General features: G+C 51.1%; 9 protein-coding genes. 7 read left to right on the forward strand and 2 right to left on the reverse strand.

Annotated elements, in window-relative coordinates:
• Positions 1-73 precede the first annotated feature (73 nt).
• The 6 genes from HCG48_RS12430 (at position 74) to HCG48_RS12455 (ending at position 16,828) form a co-directional block, all read left to right on the forward strand.
• Positions 74-586: a bilin-binding protein gene (locus HCG48_RS12430; RefSeq protein ID WP_168569442.1), complete on the forward strand. Its 513-nt coding sequence runs from the start codon at positions 74-76 to the stop codon at positions 584-586.
• A 109-nt stretch (positions 587-695) separates the two neighbouring features.
• Complete coding sequence (locus HCG48_RS12435; RefSeq protein ID WP_168569443.1) at positions 696-1,289, forward strand: phycobilisome rod-core linker polypeptide; 594 nt, start codon at positions 696-698, stop codon at positions 1,287-1,289.
• A 1,041-nt stretch (positions 1,290-2,330) separates the two neighbouring features.
• The gene (locus HCG48_RS12440; RefSeq protein WP_168569444.1) at positions 2,331-8,996 is read left to right on the forward strand and encodes a protein kinase domain-containing protein; all 6,666 of its coding nucleotides are present in this window, start codon (positions 2,331-2,333) and stop codon (positions 8,994-8,996) included.
• Positions 8,997-9,962: 966 nt separating this feature from the next.
• The gene (locus HCG48_RS12445) at positions 9,963-10,277 is read left to right on the forward strand and encodes a hypothetical protein (protein ID WP_168569445.1); all 315 of its coding nucleotides are present in this window, start codon (positions 9,963-9,965) and stop codon (positions 10,275-10,277) included.
• A gap of 198 nt (positions 10,278-10,475) precedes the next feature.
• A complete protein-coding gene (locus HCG48_RS12450) occupies positions 10,476-11,813 on the forward strand; it encodes a P-loop NTPase fold protein (protein ID WP_168569446.1) in 1,338 nt (445 codons plus the stop codon).
• A gap of 44 nt (positions 11,814-11,857) precedes the next feature.
• Positions 11,858-16,828: a WD40 domain-containing protein gene (locus HCG48_RS12455; protein WP_168569447.1), complete on the forward strand. Its 4,971-nt coding sequence runs from the start codon at positions 11,858-11,860 to the stop codon at positions 16,826-16,828.
• A gap of 153 nt (positions 16,829-16,981) precedes the next feature.
• On the opposite strand, the gene HCG48_RS12460 is transcribed toward HCG48_RS12455, so the two are convergent.
• The gene (locus HCG48_RS12460; RefSeq protein ID WP_168569448.1) at positions 16,982-18,106 is read right to left on the reverse strand and encodes an ABC transporter permease; all 1,125 of its coding nucleotides are present in this window, start codon (positions 18,104-18,106) and stop codon (positions 16,982-16,984) included.
• Positions 18,107-18,453: 347 nt separating this feature from the next.
• Between HCG48_RS12460 and ureC the strand changes: the two genes are divergently transcribed.
• A complete protein-coding gene (gene ureC / locus HCG48_RS12465) occupies positions 18,454-20,163 on the forward strand; it encodes an urease subunit alpha (protein WP_168569449.1) in 1,710 nt (569 codons plus the stop codon).
• 121 nt (positions 20,164-20,284) lie between these two features.
• Here the strand turns inward: ureC and HCG48_RS12470 are convergent, their stop codons facing one another.
• On the reverse strand, positions 20,285-21,067 hold the full coding sequence (locus HCG48_RS12470; protein ID WP_168569450.1) for an ABC transporter ATP-binding protein: 783 nt from the start codon (positions 21,065-21,067) through the stop codon (positions 20,285-20,287).
• Positions 21,068-21,101: the final 34 nt, after the last annotated feature.

A 21,101-nucleotide genomic window follows, 5' to 3' on the forward strand; every position in this document is an offset into this window, starting at 1 on the left:
ACTTGCGAACTTCTTAAAAAATCTATGAAAATAAAACTATAAAATTGTCCGTAGCTTGTCAAATCCCGATTCTATGGAAGCCATTAATTCCACCCTTGCCGAACTGATTGTTGAAAGTGAAGGTCGCTATTTAACCAGCGCCGAATTGCAGCCGATCGAGCGATATTTGCAAACCTTCACCGAACGCTTTAAAACCTACGAGATTTTACAGGCAAAAGCCGAACCGCTCGTGCGTCATGCGTTGAAAAAATTTGCGACCTTGCACCCGGATGTAATGCAAAAGCACGGCAAGCGCTGTCATTACGACATGAGCCAGGTGCTGCGCTATATTGCTTTGGCGATTTTGCGTGACGATCCTCGATTCTTCAACGATTCGATGGTGTTGTGGGAAACGAATATCCTCACCGCCTACCACCGACAAAATTCGTGTTTGGTAGCGTATCGGTGTTTAAAAGAGACGATGGAGACCTACTTACCGCCGCAAGCCTTAAAATACATCGAACCCTATTTAGAAATGATGTTCCAGGCGCTCGATTTGCCACCGAAGTTAATGGCGACAGTGCAGAAAAGTGCAGTGGGCTTGTAGAAAGAATACCTTTTTGAAAGGTTTGATTTAAGTCAAGGGTGCAAATACGGAGATTTTAGAGATTGCCATGCGATCGCCACCGAATTTTTACTAGAGAGGAAATCCGACGATGACTTTACACCAACCCGTAACGATGACTGCGAAGACCTCGACAGAAGAACGCAGCTTAATCCTGAAACAAATTTACGAACAAGTGCTAGAACGGCAACCTTACGCTTCGGAACGCCGAGAACTAGCGGCCCTCGAAAAGCCGTTCGTCAAAGGAAAAATGGGGATTCGGCATTTCCTCAAAAATTTGGGAGTCTCCCCGGTATATTTGGCCGCATTCTACGAAAAAAGCTCGAACGTCAAATTTATTGAAAACTGCTTCAAGCATTTTTTAGGGCGGGTTCCCCACAACGAGCGAGAAATTCGGGCGTGCGACGATTTGTTATTGCGTAAAGGGGTTGGCGCGATGGTCTCGGCGCTGATCGATTCCGACGAATACCGGAAAACCTTTGGGTCTTATACGGTTCCGTACTGGCATCCGCGCCATTACGAATCTCCCAACGACTATTTAGAAAATCAATTTGTAGAGAGCGAACGGGCAGGCGATCGCGGGTGGGCCATACCGACCCTGTACTGGCACGAACTGCATCTCGACTGTAGCGGGGGTCATTGTCGTCCGGCGTGGGTGCCGTCGTCCCGGGTCAGGAATGCGTAGGAGCGATCGCCCTTGACGGTCACTCGGTTTGAGCGATCTGATAGCCCGCCCGTGCGGGCTTTGTTTGTTGGCACAGAAGAGAAGACGGGGGAACAGATCTGGGGTCGAGAGTGGGGCAATCGAGCAGAGATTGGCTGTTTCTCCTGAAAGAGGCGGGCGAACCCCAGTAAAGTATCCAAAAAGTCCATCTACCCCCTTGAAACCATGCCCGAGCTTGTTCTGACTCCCCGACCCCGATCCTTCTCCTTAGAGGGGAACGCGAGCGATCGCGCGATCGGGTGCGGGTCATCTTCCCCACCTCAACCCTCAGAGACGAAAAGCGGCGCGTCTGCTACGCTACAGCCATCCCCGCAAAGCGTGAAGCACAATAGTAATAGTCGGGCAGGGGGGTTTGACGGTCGAGAGACCCCGATCGCGGGTGCATCCCCCCCGACGGACGCCTCACCGGGGAGCGATCGCCGCCGTGCAGGCTCTGCGAACATAGGAACGGAGGCGATCGCTCGGATGCGCCGACAGACGAGACCGTAGCGAACCGAACCGACGACCTATCGTCATCGTCATTAAAGTCGCGATGTCACCGGGACGGAAGTTCGGCTAACAGACCGCCGGGGAATGCTGATCGATGCGACCGAGATCGTGGATGATAAAACTATAGACTCTCGTCTTCGCGACCCGTATGGAAACATTCTCCGGGTGCAATACCAACGATCGCGACCCCAGGACTGACACCGACCACCAATCCGGCGATTCCCATCTACAACAGGGTGTTTTGGCCAAGCTAACCGTAATACTAGCTTGACGTGATGGTCGGTGCGACGGACAGAATCACTCGACCCTCGCAAACAGGTCAACAAGCCAAAGCTTGTCCCAAGCTGCGATCTTGAGGCGACGATACAAGCTAAGTTTTTCGACGAACTGGCGCGATGGCGAAAGCGTAGCAGCACGCCGCAATCTTGTGGTCGTTCGCGAAGTTTCTCTTCGGGAGAATCGCGGATATTCGCCCTGACGATGGACTTATTTTAGGAACAGCTCAAGCCGATTATGATGACTCTTTCAGGCTATACCCTCATTGAAAAACTGCATGAGGGGGCAAATACAGTCGTCTACCGCGCTCGTCGGGAGCGCGACCACACGAGCGCGATCTTAAAAATTCTCAAAGTCGAATATCCGAGTGCGAACGAGATCGAGCGCCTCGATCGCGAATTTGAAATTGCCCGTCAGTTAAACATCCCGGGTATCGTCTCCAGTTACGGCATCGAACGATTTGAAAACAATAAAGTCGCCTTAGTGCTCGAAGACTTCGGCGGTCAATCCCTGGGAAGCTACCTCGAAACTCATTCCCTCACCTTAGTCGAATTCTTAAGACTGGCAATCCAGTTAGCCGACATTCTCGGAACCATTCACGATCGCCGCATCATCCACCGAGATATTCATCCGTTCAATATTATAATTAACCCCCTCAACTTACAAGTCAAAATCACCGATTTTGGTATATCCCTGCAACAACCGCGCCATCCCAACAACGCCGTCGAAGGCACCTTACCCTACATGTCCCCGGAACAAACCGGGCGCATGAATCGGGTCGTCGACTATCGCACGGACTTTTATTCCCTCGGGGTGACCTTATACCAAATGCTGGCGGGAAAACTGCCCTTTGAAGGGAACGACGCCACGGAAATCATTCACGCCCATTTAGCCAAAACCCCGGCCCCTCTGAGTGAAATCGACCCGGAGATCCCGGCGACCCTGAGCAAAATCATCGATAAACTGCTCGCCAAAAATCCCGAAGATCGCTATCAAAGTGCTTACGGCTTAAAAGCCGACTTTCAACGGTGTTTGGAACGGTGGCTATCCGTCGGACAGATCCCCAACTTTCCCCTGGCGCAAAAAGATCTATCGAGTCAGTTAGTCATACCGGATAAACTGTACGGACGCGAAGCCGAACAGAGCCAATTATTAAAAGCCTTCCGACAAATCAACACCAGTCAAGGCGATTCTCCTGGGGAGACCCTACGCGATCGCCCCGAGACCGTTGGGGGACGGCTAATTCTCATTTCCGGCTATTCCGGAATCGGCAAATCGAGCTTAGTGTATACCCTGCGATCCACCGTTATCGAAGAATTCGGACGGTTTATTTCCGGGAAATGCGATCCGGCGAAAGCGCAAATTCCCTATGCCTGTTTTATCGAAGCCTTCCAAGATGCGATCCGGCAAATTCTGACCGAAAGCGACGCCCAAATCGAACAATGGCGCGAGAAAATGCTGGCCGAAATCGGCAGAAATGGCATCGGCGTTCTCGTCGAAGTCCTGCCCGACTTGGAATTGATCGTTGGAGAAGCCACGCCGACCGCGACCCTACCCCCGGCGGAATCGCAAAATCGCTTAAATTTGCTGTTTCAAAAATTTTTGGGGGTTTTGGCCAGTCCCGAACAGCCCCTCGTCTTATTTTTAGACGATTTACACGCTTGCGATACGGCTTCGTTAAAACTGCTCCACGCGATCGCCTCCCGACGAGATCCCCAATCCTTGCTCGTCATCGGCGCCTATCGAGAAGGAGAAAGCGGCAACCCGCCGGACAGTGCCATTCACACCTTATTAGAACTGGTCGAAGATCTCAGAGGTAGTGGACGCCGGGTACAGACCATCGCCCTGCAACCGCTCGATCCGACCACCCTCAATCAACTGATTGCCGAAACCCTGTGCTGTCCGCCGAGACGATCGCGGGCTCTCGCCGATTTAATCTACCAAAAAACTCATGGCAATCCCTTTTTCGTGCGGATGTTGCTCGAAGCCCTCGCCCAAGAAAACCGCCTGGTTTGCAATCTCAGTTCGGGATATTGGGAATGGAATCTCGACGAAATCCGACAGATGGAAATGGCCGATAACGTGGTCGATTTGGCGATCGCCAAAATCCAACAACTCTCGGAAAACGCCCAAGACGTTCTCAAATTAGCAGCTTGTATCGGCAATATTTTTTATTTAGATATCCTCGCGATCCTCCACGAAAAATCCCTATCGGCGACGGCTGCCGAACTCAAAGAAGCTCTCGATCGCGGCTTGATCGTCCCCTTAGACAACACCTACAAAATCCCCTTAGTCTTCGGCGAAGTCGAACCCGTCGCCTTACCCGTAGACGACCTGATCGTTTCTTACAAATTCTTGCACGATCGCGTCCAACAAGCCGCCTACTCCCTAATTTCCGGCGATCGCAAACAAGCGATTCATCTCAAAGTCGGCCAACAACTGCTCAAACATACCCGACCGGAAGACCGGGAAGACAAAATCTTTGAAATCGTCAACCATCTCAATATCGGACGCGACCTGCTGCAAGCGCGCGGCGAACAATACAAAATTGCCAAACTCAATTTAATTGCCGCCCAAAAAGCCAAAGCCTCCCTCGCTTACGAAAGCGCCCTCAACTACCTCGAAACCGCCCGTCCGATCTTACTGCCCGACAGTTGGGAAACCCATTACGAATTAACCTTAAAAATCTATACCGAACTGGTCGATGTCACCTTCTTAACCGGAGATTACGATCGCAGCCAACGCTTGGCCGCCATTGTCGCCGAACGGGGCACAACGATTTTAGATCGGGTTTCCGTGTACGAAAAACAAATAAAAATTGATATTTACCTCGGGCGTCCGCAACAGGCGATCGCCACCGGAGTCGGCATTTTGAAAAAACTGGGGATTCCGGCGATCGAACAGGCGCATCCGTGGCGGATTCACTGGGAAATTTTACGCACTCAATGGCAACTGCGCGGCAAAACCGCCGACGAACTCGCCACTTGGCCGACGATGAGCGACCCTTATAAAGGGGCGGCCATGCAAATTTTAGCCGCACTGACCCCCGCCGCTTACATCGCCAACCCGCAACGGCTGAAACTGACCGTCGTGCAGATGGTCAACTTGTGTACTCGCTATGGAAATAACGAACTTTCCGCATTTGCCTTTGCGTTTTACGGGATTTTACTGCAGAGTTACCGCTTCGATCTCGACGGGGGCGATCGGGCCGGAGAGCTGGCATTGCGCTTGCTCGATCGCTTCGACGCCAACTTACTCAAAGCCAAAGTCACCGATTTAGTCTACGCCCATATCAAACCGTACAAACTGCATTTGCGAGACACCGTCGAACCGTTGCGCGGGGGGGTCGAAAGCGGTTTAGAAACCGGGGATCTGGAATGGGCTTGTTATGCGGCCCTGCATTACTGCACCCACAAATTCTTTCTCGGGGAAGCTTTAGAAACGGTAGAGCGCGAATATAACAAATACATCGTTTTGATGGAAAACCTCAAACAAGAGGTGCCGATCCCGACGGCGAAAATTTGGCGGCAGGTGGTTTTACAGTTGTTGGGTCAAGGGGGCCCTTCGCCGGGCGAGGGTTTGGAAATGGCGCGGGGGTTGCAAGCGCACGGGAGCCGATCGCAGTTCGCCTTATCGGCGGCTAAAACCTTTTTAGGTTATTTATTCGGCGATTATCAAGGAGCCGTGCATCAAGGACGACTCGCCGTGAAATTGCAATCGAACGCGATCGCGGCGATCGGTAGCAGCGAACATCATTTTTACCATTGTTTGGCGAAATTAGCCCTCTATCCGAGGCTGTCGCGATGGGAACAATGGCGCTTGTGGTTGGAGATTTGTAGCGATCGCCGCAAGCTCAAACGTTGGGCCGAGTTCGGTCCGTCGAACTTCCGACATAAATGGGATCTGGTCGAGGCGGAAATGGCGTCAGTGCGCGGGCGTACCGTGCGGGCGATGCAATATTACGATCGGGCGATCTCCGGGGCCAGAACGTTGGGGTACGTCCACGAAGAAGCGATCGCCTGCGAACGGGCCGCACAATTTTATCTGAGTTTGGGACGGGAAAAAATTGCCACGACCTATCTGAGCGAAGCCTATCGGGCGTATTCGCGCTGGGGGGCGAAGAAAAAACTGAAAATTTTGCAAGAAAACTACGCCCATTTCATCAGCCATCTGAGCAGCGAAGCCCCCAGTCCCGGGCTGACGACAATGACGATTTCGACCACGACGGGAACCCAAACCGGACTGCTCGACTTGACCGCCTTTGTCAAAGCGTCCCAGGCGATCGACAGCGAAATTGTCCTCGACGATTTGCTCGCCAAACTGATCCAAATTGTCATGGAAAATGCGGGGGCGCAAATTAGTTGTTTGCTCTTAGCGCAAGACGAGCGCTTTTATATCGAGGCGAGCGCCCAAGTCGAACCGGATCGGGTCGAGATCGGACAACATATTCCCTTAGAAACCAGCGATCGCCTGCCGATGGGCATCGTTCACTACGTGATTCGCACCCGAGAGGCGATCGTCCTCGACGATGCGGCCCGTCACGGCTTGTTTACCAGCGACGATTATCTGGTCAAACACCAATCGAAATCGATTTTATGTACGCCGATCGTCCATCAAGGCAAATTGAGCGGCATTCTTTATTTAGAAAATAACTTGATGAGCGGGGCATTTACGCCGCAACATTTGGAAGTGTTAAAACTGTTGTCCTCCCAGGCGGCGATCGCGATCGAAAATGCCCGCTTGTACACCAACTTGCTGCAATCGTCCCAACAGTTAGAAACCCAAAACGAAGCGTTAGAACGCCTCGATCGCCTCAAAGACGAGTTTCTCGCCAATACGTCCGAACAGTTGAGTACCCCGCTTAACGGGGCGATCGGCATTGCCGAATCGATGCTCGACGGCGCCACCGGAGAACTCACCCCCCAACAGCGCGCCAACCTCGCCTTAATCGTCTCCAGTGGTCGTAATTTGGTGCAGCTCGTCAACGACTTGCTCGACTTTGCCAAACTCAAACATAAGAATTTAGAACTCGATCTCAAACCCGTCGGAATGCGAGAAATCGCCGATATCGTGATCGGTTCGTGTCATTCGCTCGTCGGGAATAAACCCCTGGAATTGGTCAACGCGATCGACCCGAACGCGCCGACGGTCGAGGGAGACGAAAATCGCATCCAGCAGATCTTGCATAACTTAGTCGAAAACGGGATTAAGTTTAGCGATGGGGGACGTTTGGAGATCTCAGCCCGCGCGATCGAAGGGGAATCCGGCGTGCGTCCGCAGTTGGTGATTAGCGTCAGCGATAGCGGAATTGGCATTCCCGAGGAGCGTTTGGCGCGGGTGTTCGATTCCTTCGAGAAAGTCGATCGCTCCGTCAACGGCGATTACAACGGGACCGGGTTGGGGTTGGCGATTAGCAAACAACTGGTCGAACTCCACGGGGGGCGGATTTGGGCCGAGTCCGAAGTCGGGGTAGGGTCGCGTTTTAGCTTCACGTTGCCGATTTCGCCGAGTCAAAATGCGATCGCCTCGGGCCCGTCGGTTCCCTTGGCGACCCGCATCGGAGAGATCGCGGCTTCCGAGTTACCCGTGACGATGGCGAACCCGGAGGATATCCCGATGACGCCATTTTGCAACGAGCCGCGATCGCGCAGCAGTACGGACTTCCACATTTTGATCGTGGACGACGAACCGATCGACGTGCAGGTGCTGGTCAACTACCTATCCCTCGAAAATTATTCCCTGACGACGGCCAATAATGGCCTGGAAGCCCTCGAAGCTCTCGAACATGGCTTGCGACCCGATTTGATCTTGCTCGACGTGATGATGCCGCGCATGACGGGCTATGAGGTTTGTCAGAAAATTCGCGAAAGTTTTCCCGCCAACGAGTTACCCGTGGTGTTGTTGACGTCGCGCACTCAAGCTTCCGATATGACCGAAGCGTTCGGGTCGGGGGCGAATGATTATCTGACGAAACCAATTTCTAAAAAAGAATTGCTCGCGCGCATTAAAATGCACTTGCAATTGTCAAAAATTAACTTGGCTTACGCCCGGTTCGTCCCTCGGGAATTTCTACAATTTCTCGGGTACGAAAGTATTGTAGACGTGCAGCTCGGCGACCAAGTACAGAAGGAAATGACGATTTTGTTTTCCGATATTCGTTCGTTTACGACCCTTTCGGAGGGAATGTCGCCGCGCGAGAATTTTAATTTTCTCAATTCTTATTTAAGTCGGGTCGGTCCGGTGATTAGAAATCATAATGGCTTTATCGATAAATATATTGGCGATGCGGTTATGGCTCTATTTCCGGAGTCGGCGGAAGATGCGATGCAAGCGGCGATCGACATGCAAAAACAGGTGGCAATTTATAACGTTCACCGTCAGAAAAGTGGTTACGTTCCGGTGGCGATCGGGATCGGTTTGCATACGGGTAGCCTCATGTTGGGGACGATTGGCGAGGAACAGCGCATGGAAAGTACGGTGATTTCCGATGCGGTGAATTTAGCATCTCGGATGGAAGGGTTGACGAAAGTTTACGGTGCTTCGGTGGTGATTAGCGGTCAAACGTTGATTCATTTAGAAGATCCGACGAAGTACAATTACCGCTTTTTGGGCAAAGTCCAGGTGAAGGGTAAAAAAGATTCGGTGGCGGTGTTTGAGGTTCTCGATTGTTATTCTCCCAATACGATCGAAATGAAGTTAGAAAGTCGCACGAAGTTTGAACGAGCGATTTTACTGTATCAAGGGGAGAAGTTTGCAGAAGCAAATCAGTTATTCAAAAAGGTTTTAGAAGCGGACGAAACCGATCGCGCTGCCAAGTTTTATGTGGATCGCTGCGAATATTTCTTGAGACATGGTATTTCTAAGGTTTGGGAAGGAATTGAATCGTGGAATGAAAAACTATAAGATTTTAGATTGTAGAAGCTATATTTTAAATTTTAGAGGGGATATAGCCATCTTCAATGAGTTGTAAAATTCATCGGTGTTAGGGACACGTCAATGGAGTTTCCCTACGGAGATTTGACTACTTTACAAGGTCGATCTCAGATTCAAAGGTCAATACAATTGCCATCGATGAAGGAATTTCTGGACAATCCCCAGATTTTGTGGGGGGGGAAATTTTTTTGTCCCTACGGGTCTCATTTTTATTGGAAATGACTCTATTAAATTTACCGGACTGAAAAAGTCGGCATTTAATTTTTATAAAGGATTGTAGAATCTTCAATTTCGGGAGATAAATCGGGGGTGTTTTTGTAGGGAACAACGCGATCGCTCGACTGGTACATTGCTATAATAAAGTCATAGAATTATCGCCAATTCTATTCGTTTTAGGGAATATAAACAAGCGAGAGAGGCGATCGCGAATCTCTCCAAGGGAAAGAAAGTCCGGCTTGACGATCGCCCGTGGAAATAAGGGAGTGCAATCGGGAGTGCAATCGCCGGAAAGTGAGTATTTCTTAAAAAAATTAAATCAATCCGGGTTGATTTACCCCACCGACGAACTATCGGATCTTGTCTCTTTTTCGGTGATGGGGAGTGAATTCTGGGGGAGGCATTTTGGAAAGTGGCACAGACGATCGCCCCGTTCTAGGAAAGGGCAGACAAGATGCAAACAGGGATTGTAACTGACGGTTCGGCTTGTCCTTGGCAGCAGAATAAAACTGCATCAATTGTAAGGGAAAGAGTCGCGATCGCGTGGAGATCGCTAAAACTTCAAAAAAAGGCGAACATCTTTTACGCGATCGATATAAACCGATGGGATAACTCTCCCGAAAGATTGCCAAGGAACTCGAAATAGTAAACAGAACGAAGAATGCGGATCGTAAATAGATATTTACCGTTCCCTTACAGCATTCAAGGAGAGTTTTGACTGTGGATAAGATCTGGATTGCTGCATTAGTGACCTTACCGATATTCAGTTGTGGGATTCCCAGCACGCTGGCGAGTTCTTTTGACCCCGATCTTTTAGCGAACGAGTCGATGTCGTCGATCCGGCAAAGATTATCTTCCCTCAAGAAAACGCCCGCATTGAATTTACCCCAACCGACCTTGCAACAAGCGAGGGGAGAAACGGAAGATGAAGAGTGTAAGTTATTAGGAATTTGTGACGACGGATTGCAAGGTTTATCTAACTTGCAGGAAAGAAACGATCGCTCCACGAGCGTGGATAATTTCTTCAACCGCTAAAGCAATTACAAGCGGGTTGGTGGAGTGTCTTGGGTGCAACCGTCAATCCCTGGTCCCTTCAAGGATTGCTGAATCATCGACCGTCCGATCGGACGGTCAATTTTCTGATGGCGGATCGGGTTGAAATCAGTCCGGATGAAGTTATTTTTCTACGGAATGATTTGAAACCAGCCCGGAGATCGTCCGGAGACAACGGCGATGAAATTCGATTTACAGCGCTTTTACCAAGCGTGCAATCCGAGTAAAACGTTAGTGTTCGGTAATGCTGAAGATGCCCAGTATTACATCGATTTTGCGTCGGTACGCGGCGGTAAAACGATCGCCGAACTGGGGCGGACGATCGCGCGACTGTCCCCGGACGAACCGACCTGTCAACTATTTACGGGACATATCGGTTGCGGGAAATCGACAGAATTATTGCGACTGAAAGCGGACTTAGAAGCGCAAGGGTTTGAGGCGATTTATTTCGAGTCGTCCCAAGACTTAGAGATGGCGGATGTAGACATTTGCGATATCTTGTTGGCGATCGCGCGTCAAGTCAGCGAGACCTTAGAAGAACAGGGGATCGTCCTGTCGGCCCCTTACTGTCGCAAACTGCTGGTAGAAGCGGGAATGACGCTGCATTTGGGCATGAATTGGGGGGAGATCGCGGGGTTGGGGGAGGCGATCGCGCGGCTGACGACTCACGCGAAAGAAAGCCCGAAAGTCCGCGCTCAGTTACGACAATATCTCGAACCGCGTACCAGTCGTATTTTAGACGCGATCAACAACGAAATTCTCTTGCCGGGAACCGAGCAATTAAAAGCGCGGGGAAAACAAGGGCTGGTGGCGATCGTAGACAATCTCGATCGCGTGGACAATCGCACCTTAGCGTCCGGGCGATCGCAACCGGAATATTTATTTGTCGATCGCGGCGAACAGTTGCGAAAACTCAAGTGTCACCTGGTTTACACCATTCCGTTGTCTTTAATGTTCTCCCACGATTGCGAAGCGCTCAAAAGTCGCTTGGGTGCGGGAGTAGCGCCTAAAGTGCTGCCGATGGTTCCGGTACGCTTGAAAACCGGGGAAGACTGTCGGGAAGGAATGGACTTGTTGCGCGAGGCGATCGTGGTGAGGGCGTTTCCCGAAGTCCCTTCCTCGGAGCGCTTGGAGCTCGTCGGCGAGTTGTTCGAGCGACCGGAAAGCCTCGATCGCCTCTGTCGCATTAGTGGCGGACACATTCGCAACTTACTCGGGTTGGTGTATCGCTGCTTGCAACAAGAAGATCCGCCCTTTGCTGCGGAAGCGGTGGAAACGGCGATTCAAGAACGGCGCGACGATCTGATTTTGGCGTTGAGCACCTCCGATTGGCAGCGATTGCGAGAAGTGGCTCAAACTAAAAATATCCGAGGGGAAGCCCGCGACCAATTGCTGTTACGCAGTATGTTTGTATTTGAGTATCGAGATGCCCGCGCCGGACGCTGGTTCGATATCAATCCGATGCTGGCGGAAACTAAAGCTTTGCTCGACGATCCGAGTACGATTCCTGCTGTGTAAATGCCTTTATTGAAGCGATCGCCTCGATCGGGGGGTGCTGACCGATGAGCCAAACTGAAGATGCAGCCGTCCACAACGAGGAAGTCCTACGGCGGATGTTGCGGGCGATCGCCTTATCTCAAGGGCAATTTTCCCTGATGTTGGTCCGTTGTAATTTTAAGCGCTTGCGGGAACGGACTTTAGAGCTGTTACGCGAGCGGGTCGAGGGGACGATTCAAGAATTAAGTTTATCCTCGTCGGTTCCCTCGGTGTTCGCGACGATCGCTTCTGCGATCGGCGATCGCCCTCCCGCAGCGCTGATGATTTTCGGTTGGGAACGGATCGAGGGTTTGGATCTGCTCTTCTCGGTGATGAATAACATGCGCGAGGAGTTCAGACAGCATTTCCACTTTCCGATTTTCCTCTGGGGTGACGAGCGGGTTTTGCGCGGCTTCTTGCGCGGGGCGCCGGATTTTGCCAGTTGGGCGACGAGTACCCACTTACAGCTTCCGACGGCGGAGGCGATCGCCGAATTGAGGGCGGCGAGTGAGGAGGTCTTGAGGGCGGCGATCGATCCGCATACGGCCCAATTCGTTACAAATTGCGAGATTTTGGGCTGTCGTCGGGCGATGGAGTTGGAATGGCTCAAAAAAGAACTCGACAAGCGAGGAATCGCGATCGATCGCGATTTGGAGGCGAATTTACATTTCGTCCTCGGTCGTGACGAGTACGGGGGCGATCGCGTGGCGGAGGCGATCGCCCACTACCACAAAAGTTTGCAACTCTGGGAGCAATACGAACCCCCAAAGGATGCTGAAGATTCTTCTCGCTGCAATTTAGAACAGCCGCCGATCGCCGCCGATCCGTCCGCCGTCGCCTGGGAAACAGTCAACCCCTCGCCGACCCTCGTTTCCCAGGCGATCGTTCACTTGCACCTCGGCTTATGTTATCGCCGCCAAGCCGATCTCGACCGCCCTCACGAACGGGAACACCTACAGCGCGCCCGCCAAGCTATCGAAACTTGCATGGAATTGCTCGAATTGGCGCAGCGTCCGGACTTGATGGCGGAGTTTATCGCCCAAGAGGGGGAAATTTTGCGGCGGTTGCAAGATTGGCCCGCGTTAGCGAGGTTAGCCAAACAGGCGATCCGCCTCGATCGCAATTGGGGAAAAGCCCATCAGCTCGCCCAGGATTACAGCTTTTTGGCGGAAGTGGCTTTACAAAAGCAAAAATGGTCCGACGCGCGTAAATATGCCCAAGAAGCCCTCGCTCTGTTGGATCGAGCCGCTCTATCGATCCCCCAACACGAAAGCTTGTATCTGTTGCTGCTGGCGAAAGCCGAGGCTCAGTTAAAACAGAGGCGACAGGCGATCGAACGTTTGGTTCGGGCGCGGCGCAAAAGCGATCCGCAATATGATTTACACTTGCATCTCGAAATTTTGCAAACCTTGCGATCGCTCCATTTCGATCGCGGCGACTACCTACGCGCTTTCGAGATCAAACAAGAATATCGGGCGGTGAGCGCTCAATTTGGGGTACGGGCGTTCATCGGGGCCGGACGCTTGCGCCTGCAGCGCCATTCCCTCAATCCCTCGGTCGCCGCCACCCGCCAACAGGAGGCGATCGCCCCGGAAATTATCGCTTCCGGTCGCGAACGGGATGTCAAGCACCTGATCGCTCGTCTCGGAGAAGACCGATACAAGCTCACGGTGATTCACGGCGATTCCGGTGTCGGTAAAAGTTCCCTGGTGCAAGCGGGGTTAGTTCCGGCGCTCAAACAGCGCTCGATCGGCTCGCGGGACGTTCTCCCGGTACTGGTAAGGGTGTATACCGATTGGGCGTGGAGTTTGAGCAAGCAGTTGAAGCGGGTTCTGGAGGAGTTGGGCTTAGCGCCGCAAGAGAGCCGCTTGCAGGCGATCGAAGAGGAGATTAGCGGGGATTTGAGCGCGCCGGGAAATACTCCGTGCGACGCCGCCGAGGTGGGCGAACAATTGCAGGCGTTACATCGCGAATTGCAGCACAATGGCGATCGCAATTTGCTGACGGTGTTGATTTTCGACCAATTTGAGGAGTTTTTCTTTACCTGCGATCGCGGCGAACGGCGTACCCTTTTTTATGAATTTCTGCGCGACTGTTTGAATATCGGTTTTGTTAAAATTATCGTCTTGCTGCGCGAAGATTACATTCACTATTTATTAGATTGGAATCGGCGCGTCGGCGGTCTGGAAACTGTCAATAGCGACATCTTAAACAAAGACGTTCTCTATTATTTAGGTAACTTTTCTCCCGAAGATGCCCGTCGCTTACTCAATAGTTTGAACGAGCGATCGTCCTTTTATCTCGAACCGGATTTAATCGATGCCCTCGTCGCCGACCTCGCCGAAGACTCCGGCGAAGTGCGTCCGATCGAACTACAAGTGGTCGGCGCCCAACTACAAACGGAAAACATTACGACATTAGCTAAATATCGCGAAGTCGGCACGAAAGAACGACTCGTCCAACGCTTTCTAGAAGAAGTCATTCGCGACTGCGGCCCGCGAAACGAACGGATCGCCCGTTTGGTTCTCTATTTTCTCACGGAAGAAAACGGCATCCGCCCCCTCAAAACCCGCGCGGAACTGATGGCGGACTTGTCTCCGGAATTTCTACAGACGGAAGCGCAAAATCATGCGGTTTCCCTCAATGCAGAAGTGGAGAACCATCCGGAGAAACTCGACCTCGTTTTAGAAATTTTTGAACGGGCGGGATTGATCTTTTTATTGCGCGATTTTCCGACGAACCGTTATCAATTAGTCCACGATTATTTAGTTTCTTTCATCCGCCAGCAAGAAGAAATCCAAGAAAATTTAAAATCCCTCCGCGAAAAATATAAAAAACTCAACACTTCCTATAAAATTCTCGCGGAACTCAAACAAGTCCAGGGACGGTTTAATTCATTTCTGAAAGGGGCTTTGGCGGCTGCCGGGGTCGGGGTGTTGGTGTTGATCGGATTGGTGGGACAGGCGCAATGGCAACGACAACAGGGGGCGATCGCCGAAGTCGAAGCTCGCAGTTCGCTCTCGAAAGCGTTGTTGTTGACGAACAACGAACTCGGCGCCATAGTCGAGAGCCTCAAAGGAGCGGCGAAGTTAAAGCAGACCGAGGCACCCCTGGCGATCGAAACGGAAAGCCTCTATCGCCTACAACAGGCGGTTTATACGGTCACCGAACGCAATCGTCTCCAAGGTCATCGCGGTAGTGTGGTCAACGTGGCGTTTTCCCCGGACGGCGATCGCATCGCGACGGCGAGTACGGATAACAGCGTGCGAATTTGGTCGAAAACGGGGGAATTACTCCACCAACTCGACAGTCATACCGATTGGGTGCGCGCCGTCGCCTGGTCGCCGGACGGTCGCCTACTCGTCAGCGCCAGTACGGATAAAACCCTCAAACTCTGGACTCGCGACGGTACCCTGCTCAATACGATTCCCGGACATGGGGAAACGATTACCAGCCTCGCCGTCGCACCGGACGGACGGGCGATCGCCACCGCTAGCTTAGATAAAACTGTCAAACTCTGGAATCTCGACGGTCAACTGATGACCATGCTTTCCGGTCACGACAAGGGGATTTCTAGCGTCTCCTTCTCTCCCGACGGTCAAACGGTGGCGACGGCTAGTTTGGACTCGACGGTCAAACTCTGGACTCGCGACGGTCAACTCCGCCGAACTATCCCCGCACACAACCAGTCGATCGCCCGGGTCAGCTTTTCCCCCGACGGTCAAACGATCGCCACCGCCAGCACCGATCGCACGATAAAATTATGGAAAACCGACGGCACTTTTATTAAAACCTTAATCGGACACACGGACTCCGTACTCGACGTGACTTTCTCCCCCGATGGCGAAACGATCGCCTCGGCGAGTAAAGATAGCACCGTGATTCTCTGGCGCGCCGACGGAACCCGGATCCGCATCCTCAAAGGACACCTCCAAGATGTCTGGAGTGTCGCCTTTTCTCCCGACGGTCAAACCCTCGCTTCCGCCAGCAGCGACAATACCGTTAAACTCTGGCATCGCTACAGTCGTTCGCTTCCCGCATTTCGCGGTCACGAGAACGAAGTGCTGATCGTCGCCTTCTCCCCGAACGGCAAAGTCCTCGCCTCCGCCAGCAAGGATCGAACGGTTCGTCTCTGGACTGAAGATACCAAGGAGTTTGCATTGCTAGAAGGCCACAAAGATGCGGTCTGGAATCTCAGTTTCAGTCCCGATGGTAACCTGTTCGCCACCGCCAGCGAGGACACGACGGTTAAAATTTGGCGTCGCTACGAACCGAAACCAATTGCCACTTTAACGGGACACCAGCAACCCGTTTTAGCGGTCAGTTTCGATCGCGACGGCAACACGATCGCCTCTGCCGGTAAAGACGGCTTGCTCAAGTTGTGGACCGATCGAGGTCGCCCAATTCTTTCGATTCAAGCCCACGATCGACCCATCAATAGTGTTACCTTTTTAGATAAAGATGACAAAATTGCTACCGCAAGTGAAGATGGCACGGTCAAAATTTGGACTCGCCAAGGTCAACTCTTAAATGTATTAAAAGACCATCAAGACACGGTTTACAGCATTGCTTATTCTCCCGAATACGAACGGCTCGCTACTGCCAGTAAAGATAACACGGCCAAACTGTGGAATTTGAACGGGGAATTGTTGCAAACTTTTGAAGGTCATAGCGACTCGGTATATTGGGTTAGTTTCAACCCTGAAAAACCATATCTGGCTACGGCGAGTGAAGACAGTACGATTAAACTGTGGGATTTCGATGGCAAGTTATTGGCGACTTTGGAAGGACACGAACAAGGGGTTTTAAGTTTAAGCTTTCGCCCCGATGGTAAGTTCCTCGCTTCTGCAAGTAAAGATAATCGCGTAATTTTATGGAATTTAGATTTAGATAACCTCATCGATCTCAGTTGTGATTGGTTGGGAGATTATTTGAATTTCAATAAGGAGTTTACTGAGAATAGTAAAGAATCTAATCTTAATTTGTGCGGTAAATAAGTAAGCCAAGGAACGGGAAAATCCCCGCGCCTAAAATATGTCGATCTCATACCATTTTTCTAAAACCTCGATCTCGCTCATGATTTGATTTTTGAAAATTCTTGAAAAATGGTATAATTTTTAATCGATCGATCTAAAAATCTAAAATAAACTTTATTCTAATTGCCTGCGAAATCGACTAATACTAACTGCTAATAATACTACTGCAAACACCAAAAGCGCGATCGCCCTCGGCCATAATACCTCAAAACCGACGCCTTTAAGAATTAAACCACGGGCGATCGCCACGTAATGGCGTAATGGGTCAAAAGCTGATAAAGTTCGGAAAAATGGCGGCATACTTTCAATGGGCGCGATCGCCCCAGAAAGCTGAATTAAGGGAACGTTAAAGAAAAAAGAGGTTAAAATAACTTGTTGCTGGTTGCGGGCGATCGTTGCCAACAAAATTCCCAAACCAATACAAACCCATAAATAAATCGCCGACAAACCTAAAAATAATAAAAAATTGCCCCGAAATGGGAGATTGAATACAAATTTACCCAGACTCGACGCCAATAATAAATCGGCCATCAATAAAATAAACAGGGGTAAAATTTTTGCGAGCAAAATTTCCCATCCGGCGGCAGGAGTCATTAATAATTGCTCTAAAGTTCCTACATCTTTTTCGCGAATTACCGTTAGGGAAGACAGTAAAGATCCGGTGAGGGTCAAGACGACTCCAATCACCCCGGGAACGAAAAACCAGCTACTAATTAAACCGGGATTGTACAGAAAACGAACTTGCGATCGCACCGGAAGATCGAGGCTATTTTCTTGTAACTCTCGGGCGTAATTGTTAATGATTTGTTTGGCATATCCCGCCGCAATCCCCGCCGTGTTCGCATCGACTCCATCGATAATAATTTGAAGGTCGGCGGGTTTTCCCTCACTCAACTCTTCGGCAAAATCTGGGGGAATGACCAAGCCGATCGTAATCTCTCCCGTGCGAACTTTTTGGCCGAGTTCTGCTTGACTACTGCTGAAAAATTGTGGGATAAATAAATTATTTTGGCTTAAACCCGAGACTAATTCTCGACTGCGATCGCTTTGAGAATAATCGACGACCCCCAAAGCGAGGCGATCGACATCGGGACTGAGGGCGAGTCCGAAGATGAGCAGTTGAACGGTAGGCGGGAAAATGAGCAAAAAGATCAGTTGTTTGTTTCTGAAAATTTGCCGAACTTCTTTAACAATTAAGGCCCACAATCTGCTATTGAAAAATGGAAACAAAAAAGCCATGAGCGTTCGTTAAATAGGCGGTCGTAGATGATTTAAATTAAATCGGGATTGATAAAATTCTTTTTGGCTCTATTTTAATAATAGAATAAAAATGCTTTTCGTTCGAGGGAAAGCGGCGATCGCCAACACATTTGAGCGAATGGCTGAGGGGAACTCTCAGATCGAATTTATGGCTGAATTTGCTTATTTTAGTCGTAAAATGAAGATTTAGAAACTCTTTATCCGAGGGATATTCGTACACCGTCCTGGTAGACTATTTTGAAACCCGATCGCCCATCGCTTCCCCTGCGTCTGAGACGGCGCGATCGCCCAGCCCAACTCAGCCCACCCTAAGTGAGGATTACACTATGAGCTATCGAATAGATCGGGGCGCTTACGCCCAAACTTACGGCCCGACCGTGGGCGATCGCGTGCGGTTGGCAGATACGGAACTATTTGTGGAAGTCGAACGGGATTGGACGACCTACGGCGACGAGGTGAAGTTCGGCGGCGGTAAAGTCATTCGCGACGGGATGGGACAGTCCCCCATTTCCAACGCCGCCGGGGCCGTCGATTTAGTGATTACCAATGCTTTAATCCTCGATTGGTGGGGGGTGGTCAAGGCCGATGTCGGCATTAAAGACGGCAAAATTTACAAGATCGGCAAGGCGGGAAACCCTTACATTCAGGACGATGTAGACATCATCATCGGGCCGGGAACCGAGGCGATCGCCGGAGAAGGACGCATTCTCACCGCAGGCGGGATCGACGCTCACATTCACTTTATCTGTCCGCAACAAATTGAAGTGGCGATCGCCTCCGGCATCACTACAATGTTAGGTGGCGGTACGGGTCCGGCCACGGGAACGAACGCCACGACCTGCACCCCGGGGCCGTGGAATATTTATCGCATGTTACAAGCGGCGGAGGCTTTCCCGGTCAATCTCGGCTTTCTCGGTAAAGGCAACAGCAGCCAAAGTGAAGGCTTGGTCGAGCAAGTTCTCGCCGGGGCGATCGGCTTGAAACTGCACGAGGACTGGGGAACAACTCCGGCGGCGATCGATACTTGTTTGGGCGTGGCGGACGACTACGACGTGCAAGTAGCGATCCATACCGATACCCTCAACGAGGCCGGGTTTGTCGAACAAACGATCGCCGCATTTAAAAATCGCACGATTCATACCTATCACACCGAAGGCGCGGGCGGCGGTCACGCCCCGGATATTATTAAAGTTTGCGGCCAAAGTAACGTTTTACCCTCTTCTACCAATCCGACGCGCCCCTATACCGTCAATACGTTGGAAGAACACCTCGATATGTTGATGGTGTGCCACCACCTCGATCGCGCCATTCCCGAAGATGTCGCCTTCGCCGAATCGCGCATTCGCCGCGAAACGATCGCCGCCGAGGATATCCTGCACGATTTGGGCGCCTTCAGCATCATTTCCTCGGACTCCCAGGCAATGGGACGCGTGGGAGAAACGATTATCCGTACCTGGCAGAGTGCCCATAAAATGAAAGTCCAACGCGGTCGCCTCTCCGGCGAAACTGGGGAAAACGATAACTTGCGCGCCCGTCGCTACGTGGCAAAATATACAATAAACCCGGCAATTACTCACGGAATTTCTCATATAGTGGGCTCGATCGAAGTCGGTAAACTCGCCGACTTGTGTTTGTGGGATCCCGCCTTTTTCGGCGTCAAACCGGAATTGGTTCTCAAAAGTGGGGCGATCGCCTACGCCCAAATGGGGGACGCCAACGCCAGTATCCCCACCCCGCAACCGATTCACATGCAACCGATGTTCGCCAACTTCGGCGCTTCTCGGACTGCGACCTCGGTGACTTTCATGTCCCAGGCGGCGATTGACAACGAAATTCCGGCGCAATTGGGTTTGCAGAAACAGGCGATCGCCGTCCGCGAAACCCGCAACATCGGCAAAAAAGATATGAAATTAAACGACGCCCTCCCGGCGATCGAAGTCGATCCGGAAACCTACGAAGTGCGTGCCGATGGTGAATTACTGACCTGCGAACCTGCAGAAGTTTTACCCTTGGCCCAGCGCTATTTCTTGTTCTAAAAAGCTTCTCGAAACAGAGCAAAAACCCGAAATGTTTTTGAAGTTCAATCATTTCGGGTTTCGGGTTTTCGGGTTTTTTCAATGGGCGATCGCAAAATAGCCAACAATATTTGAATTTCTCTCAAACAGCTAATGGCATTTCGTCGCATTCTTCCTCGCCGCGCAACAGTCCCATAATGCGATATTTGTACTGTTGAAATGCTGGCGATCGTCGCATCGCTTGGGTACGTTCTCCCGGTAATTCGATTTTGATTTGTTCGCGGACGCGACCGGGACGGGCGCTTAAAACATAGATCCGTTCGGATAAAAAGACTGCTTCTTCTACGTCGTGGGTGATCGTTAAAATTGTGGTTCCGGTTTGTTCCCAAATTTGTAAGAGAAACTGCTGCATTATTTCTTTAGTTTGTACGTCTAACGCCCCAAAAGGTTCGTCCATTAACAGGATTTTTGGACGGGATGCTAACGCCCGGGCGATCGCCACCCGTTGTTTCATCCCGCCGGATAATTCATTCGGTAAAGCATGGGCAAATTGGGATAAACCAACTATTTCTAAATAATAGGCGACGCGATCGCGCCGTTCCGATGCCGAGATTCCTTGTAATTTTAATCCGAAACCGACATTTTTAGCGACCGTCATCCAAGGATAAAGGGTATAATTTTGGAAGACCATCCCGCGATCGCTCCCCGGTCCGCGCACGGGTTCGCGATCGACTAAAATTTCCCCCGAACTCGGCATTTCCAACCCGGCAATTAAACGCAATAACGTCGATTTTCCCGAACCAGAAGCGCCGACCGCACAGACAAACTCTCCCTCTTCAATATGAAGGTTAATATTGTCTAAAGCGAGTAAAGAACCGCGCCGCGTTGGAAAACGCTTGTAAAGATTATTGACTTCTAAATGCATGAGTAAATTTCCTCTCAATCGATCGAAATTAGCA

This window comes from Oxynema aestuarii AP17 (assembly GCF_012295525.1).
In the GTDB taxonomy this organism is placed as follows: domain Bacteria; phylum Cyanobacteriota; class Cyanobacteriia; order Cyanobacteriales; family Laspinemataceae; genus Oxynema; species Oxynema aestuarii.

Bases quoted from the DNA above. Each gene is read 5' to 3' on its own strand.
- HCG48_RS12470 (WP_168569450.1), bottom strand. From the start codon at position 21,067: ATGCATTTAGAAGTCAATAATCTTTACAAGCGTTTTCCAACGCGGCGC.
- HCG48_RS12440 (WP_168569444.1), top strand. From the start codon at position 2,331: ATGATGACTCTTTCAGGCTATACCCTCATTGAAAAACTGCATGAGGGG.
- HCG48_RS12430 (WP_168569442.1), top strand. From the start codon at position 74: ATGGAAGCCATTAATTCCACCCTTGCCGAACTGATTGTTGAAAGTGAA.
- HCG48_RS12435 (WP_168569443.1), top strand. From the start codon at position 696: ATGACTTTACACCAACCCGTAACGATGACTGCGAAGACCTCGACAGAA.
- HCG48_RS12450 (WP_168569446.1), top strand. From the start codon at position 10,476: ATGAAATTCGATTTACAGCGCTTTTACCAAGCGTGCAATCCGAGTAAA.
- ureC (WP_168569449.1), top strand. From the start codon at position 18,454: ATGAGCTATCGAATAGATCGGGGCGCTTACGCCCAAACTTACGGCCCG.
- HCG48_RS12455 (WP_168569447.1), top strand. From the start codon at position 11,858: ATGAGCCAAACTGAAGATGCAGCCGTCCACAACGAGGAAGTCCTACGG.
- HCG48_RS12460 (WP_168569448.1), bottom strand. From the start codon at position 18,106: ATGGCTTTTTTGTTTCCATTTTTCAATAGCAGATTGTGGGCCTTAATT.